Genomic DNA, 13792 nt, shown 5'->3' with positions numbered 1-13792 from the left:
TTTTACTTAAGCGTTGTCTTATGCGTATAGCGGGTTAGTTTTTTCAGTATCGATGTCGAATTTCTTAATCGCTTCAACAACAACTGATTTCTCAACTTCACCACGTTTCATTAGTTCAGTTAGGGCTGCAACTACTACGTAACCTGCATTCACTTCGAAGTGACGACGTAGGTTAGCGCGGCTGTCTGAGCGACCAAAACCATCAGTACCCAGTACTTTGTAAGACTCAGCAGGAACGAACGCACGAACTTGCTCTGCGTAGTTCTTCATGTAGTCAGTCGCTGCGATAGCTGGCTCGCTGCCAAGTACTGTTGTGATGTAAGGTACTTTCGCTTCCGCTTCTGGGTGAAGCATGTTGAAGCGCTCTGCATCTTGACCGTCACGAGTTAGTTCGTTGAATGATGTTACTGAGTACACATCAGACGCTACGCCGTAATCTTCGCTTAGGATTTGAGCTGCTTTACGTACTTCATTCATGATAGTACCTGAGCTCATTAGCTGAACTTTCGCATTTGAACCTGCGTAAGTTTCTAGCTTGTAAATACCTTTACGGATGCCTTCTTCAGCGCCTTCAGGCATTGCTGGCATTGCGTAGTTTTCGTTCATTAGCGTTAGGTAGTAGAACACGTTTTCTGGGTTCTCACCGTACATGCGACGGATACCGTCTTGCATGATAACTGCTAGTTCGTATGCGAATGTTGGATCGTAAGAGATACAGTTAGGAACGGTGTTCGCCATGATGTGCGAATGACCATCTTCGTGCTGTAGACCTTCACCGTTTAGCGTTGTACGACCAGCCGTAGCACCTAGTAGGAAACCACGAGCTTGTTGGTCACCAGCCATCCACGCCATATCACCTACACGTTGGAAACCAAACATTGAGTAGTAGATGTAGAATGGGATCATTGGCAGGTTGTTGGTGCTGTAAGATGTTGCAGCCGCTACCCAAGATGCCATTGAGCCTAGCTCGTTGATACCTTCTTGTAGAACTTGACCAGAAGTCGCTTCTTTGTAGTAAGACACTACGCCACGGTCTTCTGGAGTGTATTCTTGACCGTGTGGGTTGTAGATACCAATTTGACGGAACAGACCTTCCATACCAAATGTACGTGCTTCGTCACAGATGATAGGAACAATGTTCTTACCAATTTGCTTGTTCTTAAGCAGGATGTTTAGCGTACGTACGTATGCCATCGTAGTTGAAATTTCACGCTTTTGCTCTTCAAGCAATGGCGCAAACTCTTCCAATTCAGGAACTTGGAATTCGCCCGTGAAGTTTGGCAGACGCTTAGGTGTGTAACCTAGTAGTGCTTGACGACGACCGTGTAGGTAGTTGTATTCAGGCGAACCTTCTTCCAATGTTAGGTATGGAAGTTTTTTCATTTCTTCGTCTGAAATTAGATCTTGTAGACCTAGGCGATCACGTAGGTGTTGAACATGAGTCATGTCCATTTTCTTCACACCGTGTGCAATGTTCTTACCTTCTGCTGCGTCACCCATGCCGTAACCTTTGATGGTTTTCGCTAGGATTACAGTTGGTTTGCCTTGAGTCTCTTTCGCATTGTTGAATGCTGCGAATAGTTTAGATGAATCGTGACCACCACGTTTAAGTGCGAAGATCTCGTCATCTGTCATATCTGCTACAAGTGCCGCTGTTTCTGGGTACTTGCCAAAGAAGTGTTCACGTACGTAAGCACCATCTTTAGATTTGAATGTTTGGTAGTCGCCATCGATAGTCTCGTTCATAAGCTGTAGTAGCTTACCAGAGGTATCTTTAGCTAGTAGAGAATCCCAGTTGTTACCCCAGATTACTTTCACTACGTTCCAACCTGCACCTTTGAATAGACCTTCAAGCTCTTGAATGATCTTACCGTTACCCATTACTGGGCCGTCTAGACGCTGTAGGTTACAGTTGATTAGGAAACATAGGTTGTCTAGCTTTTCACGCGCAGCAAATGACAATGCACCACGTGACTCTGGCTCATCCATCTCACCGTCGCCAAGGAAAGCGTATACACGTTGAGCAGAAGTGTCTTTAAGACCACGACCTTCTAGGTATTTTAGGAAACGAGCTTGGTAGATCGCAGAGATAGGACCCAGACCCATAGATACCGTAGGGAACTGCCAGAATTCAGGAAGCAATTTAGGGTGTGGGTATGAAGGGATACCTTTACCATCAACTTCTTGACGGAAGTTGTCTAGTTGTTCTGCAGTTAGACGGCCTTCAACGAAAGCACGTGCGTAGATCCCTGGAGAGATATGACCTTGGTAGTAAACCAAGTCGCCACCGTCTACGTCGTTCGCTGCGCGGAAGAAGTGGTTGAAGCACACTTCGTAAAACGCGGCTGCAGACTGGTAAGAAGCCATGTGACCACCAAGGTCTAGGTCTTTCTTAGAAGCACGTAGAACGATCATAATCGCGTTCCAACGGATGATTGAACGAATACGACGCTCAAGTGTGGTGTCACCCGGGTAAGCCGGCTCTTGCGCAGCTGGAATCGTATTGATGTAGTTCGTATTGATACCAGTTGGCATATCAACGCCATCAAGACGTGCTTTTTCTAGAACGGTTTCTAGTAGAAATTGAGCGCGCTCAATACCTTCTTCACGTACAACTGACTCAAGTGCTTCTAGCCAATCTTGAGTTTCCAGTGCATCAACGTCATGCTTCATATCAGACATGGCGATCTATCCTTCTGTTGGTTGGATCTACTGATTTAAGCAACAACTCTTATGAGTTGTTACCTTGCTGAATTCGACGCAGAGAGCGCTCTCGTCGAGACTCTTCACGAGTCAAATCCAACAATGTTTCTTCAATATAAGCCAAATGTGAATGTGACATTTCACGTGCCTTTTCCGGCTGACCTGAAACAATCGCATCCACTATATTGGCTCGATGTTTACTGACTTTTTCCACCACTTCTTCGCGGCGGTGTAGTAATTTTAAATTCTGTAAAACGTTCTGTTCCAAGAGTGGCGCGAGGCTTCGAACAATGTGTAACAACACAACATTGTGTGCAGCTTCTGTTAGAGCAATCAGAAACTGCATTACCGCAGCGGCTTCCGCATCCACGTTTTGTTTTGCTTGTTCAGAACTAATTTGTTCTAGGGCGTCTTGAATTCGCGCAAAATCTTCATCTGTACCACGCAGTGCTGCGAAGTAGGCGGAGATGCCTTCCATCGCATGGCGTGTTTCGAGTAAATCCAACTGAGTTTCAGAGTGGCTCGCTAATAAATTTAGCAGCGGATCAGAAAAATTTTTCCAAATCGTTTCGCTAACAAACGTACCGCCACCTTGGCGTCGAGTTAATAATTTTTTGGCTTCAAGGCGCTGAATGGCTTCACGGACTGAAGGACGAGAAACATCGAACTGCTTTGCCAGTTCACGCTCTGGTGGCAGTTGCTGCCCCGGCGATAATGTTCCTTCTACAATCAGCCTTTCGAGTTCTTGTTCAATCACATCAGAAAGCTTGGGCTGACGAATCCTTTGATAAGCCATACTTATATTGTTTTCTCTTATTGTTAATTGGTCATACCAATTTTTGTTGCCATAGAAATTAACATAACCCAAAACCAAATTCCAGCCAAAAATTGACCCAAATCATAAAAGCAGGCTATTACATACAAATCATTAACATTTAATTAAGGTATTCAGCAATTATGATGGTATTACCAATTACAAAATATAAACAGGAATGAATGTTTTTCCAGCTTACTCAAATTAAAATTGGTAAGTTTTAAAATTTGATGAATAAATATTGAAAAATGTATAGTTATTTGGGAGTAAGAGAGAATCGCGCAATGCGCGTAAAGGAAGATAGTGTATGGGAAGTGATAAATATGAGAACAAAGCCACCGCTTTTGGTACAAAAATAAAGCAGCAGACTTTGTGATCATAGGTTTGTTGTGACTATTTAGCTTCGATATGGTCAATCAACAGTTGCAATGACTGGTTGCCACGAAACTCATTCACATCGAGTTTGTAAGCTAAGTGGACGGTTTTGACTGAAGCATCAGGCCAACGACGCAAATCGACGTTAAAGGCAATGCCATCAATCATAATGTTGGTCGGATGGCCTTTAAATAATGGCTCAAGCATCAGTTTAAGATGTTTTTCGCCGACCAGTTTTTGATGCAATACTTTAAACTCACCATCGAAAACCGGTTCAGGAAAAGCTTGCCCCCATGGTCCTCCAGCGCGAAGCATCTGTGCGACATGCATCGAGAACTCTTCAGGCTTCAGCTCACCATCCGATAGCACCACGCCACGTAACGCCGCTTCATCTAATTCTGATTTCACCGCTTGATCAAAAAGCTTGGCAAAACGCTCAAAGTTCTTCTCTTCAACCGATAAGCCCGCCGCCATCGCATGGCCACCAAATTTAAGGATCAAACCAGGATTCTGCGTATCAATTCGATCCAGTACATCACGCATATGTAAACCCGGTATCGAACGGCATGAACCTTTGATGACCCCTTCTCCGCCATCAGCAAAAGCAATCACTGGGCGGTGGTACTTTTCTTTGATTCTTGAAGCAAGAATACCGATCACCCCTTGATGCCAATCTCGTTGGAACAGTACTAAGCCAAATGGCAACTGTACATTTTCACCAAACTGCAAACGCTCACAGAATGCCATCGCCTCTTGCTTCATGCCCTCTTCGATCTCTTTACGAGTTTGATTGAGACCATCGAGCTCACTCGCCATACGACGGGCTGCATGAATATTGTTACTCAGCAGTAATTCAACCCCAAATGACATGTCATCTAAGCGGCCAGCAGCGTTGATACGAGGACCAAGTGCAAAACCAAAGTCCGAGGCAACCAAACGACTGGCATCTTTTTTCGCCACTTCAATGAGCGCTTGAATACCAGGACGAGCAAGGCCTGCTCGAATACGTTGCAAACCTTGATGCACTAAAATGCGGTTGTTTTCATCCAGAGCGACCACGTCAGCGACCGTGCCAAGTGCTACAAGATCAATCAGCTCCATCAATTTTGGTTCAGCGAGACCTTGCTGAGCAAACCAACCACTGTTTCGCATGTGTACGCAAAGCGCCATCATCAAGTAGAAAGCGACGCCAACACCGGCCAACGATTTAGAGGGAAACGCACACTCTTGCAAGTTAGGGTTCACCATCGCATCGGCATTCGGCAATTCTGAACCCGGCAAGTGATGATCGGTCACTAAGATTTGTAGACCTTGCTCTTTGGCGTAACGCACCCCTTCAATCGAAGATACACCGTTATCTACCGTCATGATCACTTGCGCGCCAATTTCAATCGCTTGATCGACCACTTCAGGGCTAAGTCCATAGCCATCCTCAAAGCGGTTTGGCACCAAATAATCGACATTATTGCTGCCAAGCATACGCAGAGCTAATACCGATAAAGCCGAACTGGTTGCGCCATCGGCATCAAAATCTCCAACCACAATAATGCGTTGGTTAGTTTTGATCGCATTAAATAAAAGCTCTACCGCAAGCTCAATGCCATGCAGTTTTTGGTATGAGTGTAGCCCGCGAGCACCCGTTTCGAGCTGCGCAACAGAAGTAATCCCGCGCGCCAAGTAGATGCGTTTTAGCAAAGGGGGGATGGTGTCAGGTAGCAATGATGTATCTTGCTCAGGACGGCGTTGAATTTCTATCATATCAAAATAAAATAGGCTCTATCGAGCCTATTTCCTTAGGTTATTTCTGTTCTAGTCGTTTCAGCAGTTGATCTGCTGGTAGGTAGCCACCCACCATTTCACCATTTGGCAAGAAGATCGCTGGCGTGCCACTAATGCCCAATTCACGACCTAACATATATTGATTCTGAATCGTTTCTTGGCACTGCTTAAAGTTTTCGCCTTTCGCTGGGAATTCGCGATTCACTTTACCGTTATGCATGGCCGCTTTTGGATCTTCAGCACACCAAATTGACGCCATTTGGTCAGCCACACCGCCCACTGGGCCTTGGCGTGGGAACGCAAGGTAACGTACGGTAATACCTAGGTCGTTGTAATCTTGCATTTCATTGTGCAGTTTTACGCAATAGCCACAAGTAATATCGGTAAACACCGTCACCACGTATTTTTCATCTTTAGCTTTGAACTCAATACTAGAGTCTTTCATCGCTTCAATTTTAGCAGCGTTGATTGGTGCCTGACGTTTAGCAAGTACGTCATGGTATTCACCATTGTCACCCAGTTTATATAGTGAGCCAGCAAGGAAGTACTCACCATCTGGCGAAGCAAACAACACGCCACCATTAGTTTGTACTTCAACCAAGCCATCAATATCAGCAGGGACAACATCCGTAATTTGTAGACCTAGCTTTGAAAAGCGATCTGCGAGTTTTGCTTTATCAATTTCTACTTGTGCGCTTGCAAAGGAAGACACGGCTAATAATGGCAGCGCAAGTAATGTCATTCGGCGTAATACGCTCATTGTTTTTTCACCTTAAATAGTTTTCAAAGCAAGAGCTTATGCCCTTGGATGATGCTCACTATGAAGCTGTTTCAATCGCTCAGTTGCGACGTGAGTATAGATTTGTGTGGTCGACAAGTCACTATGTCCGAGCAACATCTGTACAACACGGAGATCTGCGCCATAGTTTAACAAGTGCGTTGCAAAAGCATGACGCAGTACGTGTGGTGACAACAGCTCAGTGTCGATACCTGCCAACACAGCATAATATTTAATACGGTGCCAGAAAGTCTGACGGGTCATCTGTCTAGCGCGTTTACTCGGAAAAACCACATCAGAGGTATGTTCACCCAGTAACTGAGACCGCCCTTGCTGGATAAAAGTTTCAATCCATTCAATGGCATTTTCACCCATTGGAACTAAACGCTCTTTCCCACCCTTACCAGTCACTCGCACTACCCCTTGACGCAAACTGATGTTTTCCATCGTCAAACTAACCAGTTCTGTCACACGTAAGCCCGTCGCATAGAGCAGCTCAAGCATCGCTTTGTCGCGCAATTCCATCGCATCATTAGTATCTGGTGCATTCAGCAACGCATCCACTTGGGCTTCGGTCAAATCTTTCGGCAAGCGTTTAGGCAGTTTAGGGCTCACTAATAGTGCACTAGGATCGTCGCTACGCACTTTTTCACGGTGTAAATACTGAAACAGACGGCGAATCGCTGACAACATACGGGCGCGAGAAGTCTGTTTATAATCTTGATCCACCAGCCAAGTTTGATATTCCTGCAAACCAGACAAACTAATAAAATCAAGACGATAATTGTGCACTTGCATCCATGCCAATAGCTTCAATAAATCAGTACGATATGAGCTCAGCGTATTTTCAGACAAACCTCGCTCCATCCACATGGAATCGAGAAACTGTTCAACAATAGCATGATCAGGTGACATTACTTCCGACACTGCAACTCTCATTTTGTGATTATTATTTTTATTTACTGTAAATGTATACAGCACATAAAGCCATAAAAATTCCGTTTAGCAACGGATATTCGCTGCAAAGCTCGCCGTTTTATGGTTAGAATTCGCTAACCGCTCAACAATAAAGATACACAATGATGAAAATCGGTCTATTTTATGGTTCCACCACTTGCTACACCGAAATGGCAGCAGAAAAGATGCGCGCTATCATTGGTGAAGAGTTGGTCGACATTCACAATGTAAAACAAACGCCTCTAGAAAAAATGGCAGACTATGATCTGCTACTACTCGGCATTTCCACTTGGGATTTTGGTGAGATTCAAGAAGATTGGCAGGCGATTTGGGACACCATCAGTGGCGTATCGCTACAAGGTAAAACCGTAGCGCTGTTTGGTCTTGGTGATCAAGAAGGCTATGGTGAATGGTACCTTGATGCAATGGGTCTGCTGCACGATCAAATTAAACTCGCTGGTGCGAACGTAATTGGCTACTGGCCTAACGACGAGCAATACCATTTTGAAGCCTCTAAAGCTCTTACCCAAGACGGCAACATGTTTGTCGGCTTAGCGCTAGATGAAGATTCACAATACGATCTCAGCGATGAGCGCATCGCTACTTGGATTGAGCAAGTGCTAACGGAATATCATGAATCTTTGTAAGATTTGACAACGCTTCGTTACGAGAATCAGGAACGCTTGCGTTTTTAACGCAAGCTTCAATAGTCGCGAGGAAACTCGCGACATAAATCCACAACTTTTCACATCTAAACGCGTTCTCTCTCATTCTTAGCGCAGCGCATCTCTATATCTTCGCCAATCAAATACCAATCCCGGATCCGTCTTACGTTGCGGCGCAATATACTGATGGCCGGTAATGCGTGGAATAGTGATCAGCGGATAGGTCGTCATCAACTCTTGTGTCAACATTGCCAGCGCCCGATACTGCGCATCGGTATACGCTACAAAGTCACTGCCTTCCATCTCAATGCCAATCGAATAATCATTACAACGCGCTCTTCCTGCAAAACTGGAAGCGCCTGCATGCCACGCCCTATCGAGGAAAGAGACAAACTGCACCACTTCACCATCACGGCGAATCAAGCAATGGGCAGAGACCCCCATGTTATGAATCACCTTAAAGAATGAGTGCTCATCTGGGTTTAAGTGCCCAAGAAAAAACTGCTCAATATACGGGCCGCCAAACTGACCAGGAGGTAAGCTGATGTTATGGATCACCAAAAGCGAGATATCTTGCTGATCAGCGCGTTGGTCAAAAAATGGTGACGGTACATGACGTGCATTTTGATACCATCCGTGTGAATCAATCATTGGCTTTTTCTTCTGTTCCATAACTTCAATATCGCTGTGTATTTTTATTCATTTGATTGTGAAATGCGAGATTAATGGCTGAATTTCGCACGCAGTCAGCGTATGATTCTCTTCTCTGTTCAACTGCGTATTAGATTTGCAATGAAAAACACACACAACAGCCAAGAACGTCTTGAATTTTTAAAGCAACAATTGCCTCTAGAAATCACTCGTGCGGTCAGTGAAACGTTAAGAGAAGATTTGGGTGGCACACTCGATCCAGCCAACGATATTACTGCAAGTCTAATTCCTGCGGACACACACAATGTAGCGACAATTATTACTCGTGAACACGGCGTATTCTGCGGCCAAGCATGGGCAGATGAAGTATTCAAACAGTTAGGCGGTAAAGTAACCATCGAATGGCATGTTCAAGATGGCGATAAAGTTGAGCCAAACCAAGTGCTCTGTACTCTATCAGGCCCATCTCGTGCATTGCTTACGGGTGAGCGTAATGCAATGAACTTTATCCAAACCCTTTCTGGCTGTGCCACAGTGACCGCTAAGTATGCCGAAAAGCTGGAAGGTACAGACTGTCGTCTATTGGATACGCGCAAAACCATTCCGGGTCTGCGCAGCGCACTGAAATATGCTGTCGCGTGTGGCGGCGGTTACAACCACCGTATTGGCGTGTTTGATGCTTACCTCATCAAAGAAAACCACATCATTGCCTGCGGCGGTATCGAGCAAGCTATTAAAACTGCTAAAAAGCTAAATCCAGGCAAACCGGTAGAAGTAGAAACAGAAAACCTTGCAGAGCTGCAACAAGCAATTGAAGCAGGTGCCGATATTATCATGCTCGATAACTTCACTACCGAGATGATGCGTGAAGCGGTAGCGATTAACGCTGGTCGCGCTGCGCTAGAAAACTCAGGTAACGTTACGCTAGAAACGATTCGTGAATACGCAGATACCGGTGTTGACTATATCTCTGTTGGCGCGCTAACCAAGCACCTTAAAGCGATGGATTTATCAATGCGCTTTAAAGAGGCTTTTTAAGCTCAATGTTAGCGGCATTTCATCGCCTCAAGTAAAAAGTATCAGATATAAAAACGCCCTCAAATATGGGGGCGTTTTTTTGTTTTGAACCATTCGAATATTACAGTTTGCGTCTTAACAGCATCAGCGCAATAGTCAAAAAGGCAATGCTTGGCATAACTGCACCAATCACCGGTGGAATGTTGTATACCAAGCTCAGCGGACCAAAGAATTCACTCGAGATATAGAAGCTAAAACCAGCCACTACACCTGACAGAATGCGCGCCCCCATGGTCACACTTCGCAGTGGACCAAAGATAAACGACAATGCCATCAACATCATGACGGCAATTGAAATAGGCTGCGTCACTTTACGCCAAAATGCCAGCTCATAACGCGACGCGTCTTGTTCAGAGGCTTTTAGATAATTAACATAGTCATACAATCCACCTAGCGATAGCTCTTCCGGCTTAACCGTGACCACAGCTAGTTTGTCTGGCTCTAACGATGTCTGCCAGCGATATTCTGGCAATTCAGTTTTTGACAATTGAATATCATTAGCCATGTTGGTCACTTGCACGTTTTTCATTATCCAAACGTGATCGCTTGAATATTCCACTTCTTTAGCAAAATAAACTTGTTGCAGATGCTTCTGATCATCAAAGCGCCACATGTTCAAACCATAAAGTTTGTCGTCTTCGATTTTACCAATAAAAATGAAGTCATTGGCATCACGCGCCCATACCCCAGTTCGCACTGACATAATGGCACCGTTGGTGGTAGCAAACGCACGTAAATCACGCGCCATTTTCTGTGCTTGTGGTGCGCCCCACTGACCAAGCAGTGTCACAATGATCATCAGTGGCACGGCGGTTTTGAGTACCGACAAACCGATATCAAGTTTAGAAAAACCTGCCGCTTGCATCACCACTAGCTCAGAGCTTGACGCCAACATACCCAAACCAATCAAAGCACCAAGTAGCGCCGCCATTGGGAAGAACATTTCGATATCACGAGGAATACTCAAACCAACAAACAGCAGCGCATCGATCATGTCGTAGGTACCACGACCAACCTTACGCAACTGCTCAACATATTTAATGATGGCAGAGAGACCAACGAAGGTCGCCAACACCAAAGATGTGGTAGTAATAATGGTTCGACCAATGTAGAGATCTAAAATCTTAAACACGAACTACGCTGCCTTCTTTTTTTGTCTAAGTTTGTCTTTAAAACGTCGCACTGGAATGCTATCCATTAAGTTGATCGCAATAGCGGTCACTAGCAATGCAAAGTTTATTGGCCACATACCGATTACGGAAGGTATTGCCCCGTCTTCCAAAGCAGACTTAGTCGCACTAATTGCCAAGAAGTAAGCCAAGTAAATCAATATCGCAGGGCCCATTTTGGCAAAGCGACCTTGACGAGGGTTTACCGCAGACAAAGGCACCACCAACATGGTCAATAGTGGAATACACACCACTAACGAAATACGCCATTGCAATTCAGCTTGCGCGGCAGAATCCGGATTCTTCATCAACTCCAGCGTTGGAATCGCTTCCCAATCGCGACCCTTTGGTTTGACTTCACGTTGTCCGATCACGCCTTGGTATTGATCAAACTGCGTCACCATATAATCGATACGTGTCGGTACACCTTCGTAACGAGTACCGTCATACATACGAATCACTTGGCGACCATCGCTCAGCTCTTTAACTTCACCAGATTGCGAAAAAGCGACGCTCGGTAAAATCGAATCACGCGGACGCATCTGAGCAACGAACACATTGGTCATTTGGCCATCTTGAATATCATCAATAAACACCACAGATGAACCGTCAGGCGTGCCTTGGAAGTGACCTTTTTTAAGCAGGTCAACACTGTTTTCAGCCTGCATTTTTTCTTCAAGCTGAATGATTTTTTCTTGGCTGTATGGTGACAGCACAAAGGCGTTAAAGCCTGCCGCCAAACCGGTGATCACTGCCAGATACAAAGCTGCGCGAATCAGAAACTTATTACCGATTCCCGTTGCATTCATTACGGTAATTTCACTTTCCGCATACAGGCGACCAAAGGTCAGAAGAATCCCCAAGAACAAACTTAATGGCAGCATTAGCAAGCCCATCGAAGGCATGCTTAGTCCCACGTAGTGCATAACTAAACGTGCAGGGATTTCACCATCAGAGGCCTCGGCCAAAACGCTGATCAACTTTTGGCTCAAAAAGACCAAAAACAGGATAAAAATATCGCAAATTGGCTTTTGAGTGTCTCGCGGATCAAATATCTAACAATAATCACGCTGAAATTACCTATACAAAACTTGTTTTTAATTGAATCACTATAATTTCCCGTTGAACCCTTTATTTTTAAAATTTCTAACTGACTGTTAGCTTGCTTAATTTAAAGGTAGTTCCGATTGTGGAATCAACAAGTAAGCAGGCATTATCTAACATTTAGTTCTATTTGTCTTCAGGATGTAGGAGTACGCATGGAGTTCAGTGTAAAAAGTGGTAGCCCTGAGAAACAACGCAGCGCTTGTATCGTCGTGGGCGTCTTTGAACCACGTCGCCTCTCTCCAGTTGCCGAACAGCTAGATAAAATTAGCGATGGCTATATCAGTTCACTGCTTCGCCGCGGTGATCTAGAAGGTAAACCAGGTCAAATGCTGTTATTGCATCAAGTACCAGGCGTGCTCTCTGAGCGTGTGCTTCTGGTTGGCTGCGGTAAAGAACGTGAGCTAGGCGAACGTCAATACAAAGAAATCATCCAAAAAACCATCAACACGCTAAACGAAACTGGTTCAATGGAAGCGGTATGTTTCCTAACTGAACTGCACGTTAAAGGCCGCGACACTTACTGGAAAGTACGCCAGGCGGTAGAAGCGACTAAAGATGGCCTTTACACTTTCGATCAATTCAAGAGTGTGAAACCAGAAACTCGCCGCCCACTACGCAAATTGGTATTTAACGTGCCAACACGTCGTGAGTTAAACCTTGGCGAGCGCGCAATTTCTCACGGCCTAGCGATTGCTTCAGGCGTGAAAGCGTGTAAAGACCTTGGCAACATGCCACCAAACATCGCAAACCCAGCTTACTTAGCTTCTCAAGCTCGTCGTCTAGCTGATGATTACGAGTCTATCACCACTAAGATCATTGGTGAGCAAGAGATGGAAAAACTGGGTATGACATCATACCTTGCAGTGGGTCGTGGCTCGAAAAATGAATCGATGATGTCGGTCATTGAGTACAAGGGCAACCCAGATGCAGACGCAAAACCAATCGTACTTGTTGGTAAAGGCCTAACTTTCGATTCAGGCGGCATCTCAATCAAGCCAAGCGAAGGCATGGACGAGATGAAGTACGACATGTGTGGTGCAGCATCTGTTTTCGGTACAATGAAAGCACTGGCGAAGCTAAACCTACCAATTAACGTGATTGGCGTTTTAGCTGGTTGTGAAAACATGCCAGGCAGCAATGCATACCGCCCAGGTGACATCCTAACGACAATGTCAGGTCAAACGGTTGAAGTGCTAAACACCGACGCTGAAGGCCGCTTGGTACTGTGTGATGCGCTAACTTACGTTGAGCGTTTTGAACCAGACTGCGTAGTTGACGTTGCAACACTAACTGGCGCATGCGTGATTGCACTAGGCCACCACATCAGTGGCGTATTATCAAACCATAACCCGCTGTCTCACGAGCTAGTTAACGCTTCTGAGCAAGCAAGTGACCGTGCATGGCGTCTACCAATGGCTGACGAATACCATGAGCAGCTAAAGAGCCCATTTGCAGATATGGCGAACATTGGCGGTCGTCCAGCTGGTACTATCACGGCAGGTTGCTTCCTATCTAAATTTGCTAAGAAGTATAACTGGGCGCACATCGATATCGCAGGTACTGCGTGGAAATCGGGTGCTGCAAAAGGTTCGACAGGTCGTCCGGTCTCAATGCTGGTCCAATTCCTATTGAACCGCAGTGGCCAAGAAACAGAAGAATAATTTCTGTAACAATAAAAAGGGCCGTAAGGCCCTTTTTTCGCTAATTTATAGAGAAT

General features: G+C 45.2%; 10 protein-coding genes and 1 pseudogene. 3 read left to right on the top strand and 8 right to left on the bottom strand.

Annotated elements, in window-relative coordinates; all coding sequences use genetic code 11:
* Positions 1-18: 18 nt before the first annotated feature.
* From aceE to xerD, 5 genes are all read right to left on the bottom strand, one after another.
* Positions 19-2682 (bottom strand): pyruvate dehydrogenase (acetyl-transferring), homodimeric type, encoded by a 2664-nt coding sequence (gene aceE / locus Vt282_RS02215; protein WP_162047169.1) that lies wholly within the window; start codon positions 2680-2682, stop codon positions 19-21.
* Between the two features lie 49 nt (positions 2683-2731).
* A complete protein-coding gene (pdhR, locus tag Vt282_RS02210) occupies positions 2732-3499 on the bottom strand; it encodes a pyruvate dehydrogenase complex transcriptional repressor PdhR (RefSeq protein WP_162047170.1) in 768 nt (255 codons plus the stop codon).
* A gap of 411 nt (positions 3500-3910) precedes the next feature.
* Positions 3911-5650 carry a single-stranded-DNA-specific exonuclease RecJ gene (gene recJ / locus Vt282_RS02205; RefSeq protein ID WP_162062443.1) on the bottom strand — a complete coding sequence of 580 codons (1740 nt, stop codon included), beginning with the start codon at positions 5648-5650 and terminating at the stop codon, positions 3911-3913.
* A gap of 40 nt (positions 5651-5690) precedes the next feature.
* Complete coding sequence (gene dsbC, locus Vt282_RS02200) at positions 5691-6431, bottom strand: bifunctional protein-disulfide isomerase/oxidoreductase DsbC (RefSeq protein WP_162062442.1); 741 nt, start codon at positions 6429-6431, stop codon at positions 5691-5693.
* 36 nt (positions 6432-6467) lie between these two features.
* On the bottom strand, positions 6468-7364 hold the full coding sequence (xerD, locus tag Vt282_RS02195) for a site-specific tyrosine recombinase XerD (protein WP_162047606.1): 897 nt from the start codon (positions 7362-7364) through the stop codon (positions 6468-6470).
* Positions 7365-7531: 167 nt separating this feature from the next.
* Here xerD and fldB point away from each other — a divergent pair, with 167 nt between their 5' ends.
* On the top strand, positions 7532-8053 hold the full coding sequence (fldB, locus tag Vt282_RS02190) for a flavodoxin FldB (RefSeq protein ID WP_162063661.1): 522 nt from the start codon (positions 7532-7534) through the stop codon (positions 8051-8053).
* 126 nt (positions 8054-8179) lie between these two features.
* Here the strand turns inward: fldB and ampD are convergent, their stop codons facing one another.
* Complete coding sequence (gene ampD / locus Vt282_RS02185) at positions 8180-8722, bottom strand: 1,6-anhydro-N-acetylmuramyl-L-alanine amidase AmpD (RefSeq protein WP_162062441.1); 543 nt, start codon at positions 8720-8722, stop codon at positions 8180-8182.
* 141 nt (positions 8723-8863) lie between these two features.
* Here ampD and nadC point away from each other — a divergent pair, with 141 nt between their 5' ends.
* Positions 8864-9760 (top strand): carboxylating nicotinate-nucleotide diphosphorylase, encoded by an 897-nt coding sequence (gene nadC / locus Vt282_RS02180; protein ID WP_162062440.1) that lies wholly within the window; start codon positions 8864-8866, stop codon positions 9758-9760.
* Positions 9761-9860: 100 nt separating this feature from the next.
* On the opposite strand, the gene lptG is transcribed toward nadC, so the two are convergent.
* Positions 9861-10931, bottom strand: coding sequence for an LPS export ABC transporter permease LptG (lptG, locus tag Vt282_RS02175; RefSeq protein WP_162062439.1), 1071 nt, complete (start codon positions 10929-10931; stop codon positions 9861-9863).
* A gap of 3 nt (positions 10932-10934) precedes the next feature.
* Positions 10935-12037, bottom strand: a pseudogene (gene lptF / locus Vt282_RS02170) (LPS export ABC transporter permease LptF).
* Positions 12038-12227: 190 nt separating this feature from the next.
* Between lptF and pepA the strand changes: the two are divergent.
* A complete protein-coding gene (gene pepA / locus Vt282_RS02165) occupies positions 12228-13736 on the top strand; it encodes a leucyl aminopeptidase (protein WP_162047176.1) in 1509 nt (502 codons plus the stop codon).
* Positions 13737-13792 lie beyond the last annotated feature (56 nt).

The organism is Vibrio taketomensis (genome assembly GCF_009938165.1).
Classification (GTDB): Bacteria; Pseudomonadota; Gammaproteobacteria; order Enterobacterales; family Vibrionaceae; genus Vibrio; species Vibrio taketomensis.
The sequence above is the reverse complement of the archived record's forward strand: the minus strand, read 5'-3'. Positions and strand labels throughout refer to the sequence as shown.

Bases quoted from the DNA above. Each gene is read 5' to 3' on its own strand.
- fldB (WP_162063661.1), top strand. From the start codon at position 7,532: ATGAAAATCGGTCTATTTTATGGTTCCACCACTTGCTACACCGAAATG.
- pepA (WP_162047176.1), top strand. From the start codon at position 12,228: ATGGAGTTCAGTGTAAAAAGTGGTAGCCCTGAGAAACAACGCAGCGCT.
- xerD (WP_162047606.1), bottom strand. From the start codon at position 7,364: ATGTCACCTGATCATGCTATTGTTGAACAGTTTCTCGATTCCATGTGG.
- recJ (WP_162062443.1), bottom strand. From the start codon at position 5,650: ATGATAGAAATTCAACGCCGTCCTGAGCAAGATACATCATTGCTACCT.
- nadC (WP_162062440.1), top strand. From the start codon at position 8,864: ATGAAAAACACACACAACAGCCAAGAACGTCTTGAATTTTTAAAGCAA.
- ampD (WP_162062441.1), bottom strand. From the start codon at position 8,722: ATGATTGATTCACACGGATGGTATCAAAATGCACGTCATGTACCGTCA.
- dsbC (WP_162062442.1), bottom strand. From the start codon at position 6,431: ATGAGCGTATTACGCCGAATGACATTACTTGCGCTGCCATTATTAGCC.
- aceE (WP_162047169.1), bottom strand. From the start codon at position 2,682: ATGTCTGATATGAAGCATGACGTTGATGCACTGGAAACTCAAGATTGG.
- pdhR (WP_162047170.1), bottom strand. From the start codon at position 3,499: ATGGCTTATCAAAGGATTCGTCAGCCCAAGCTTTCTGATGTGATTGAA.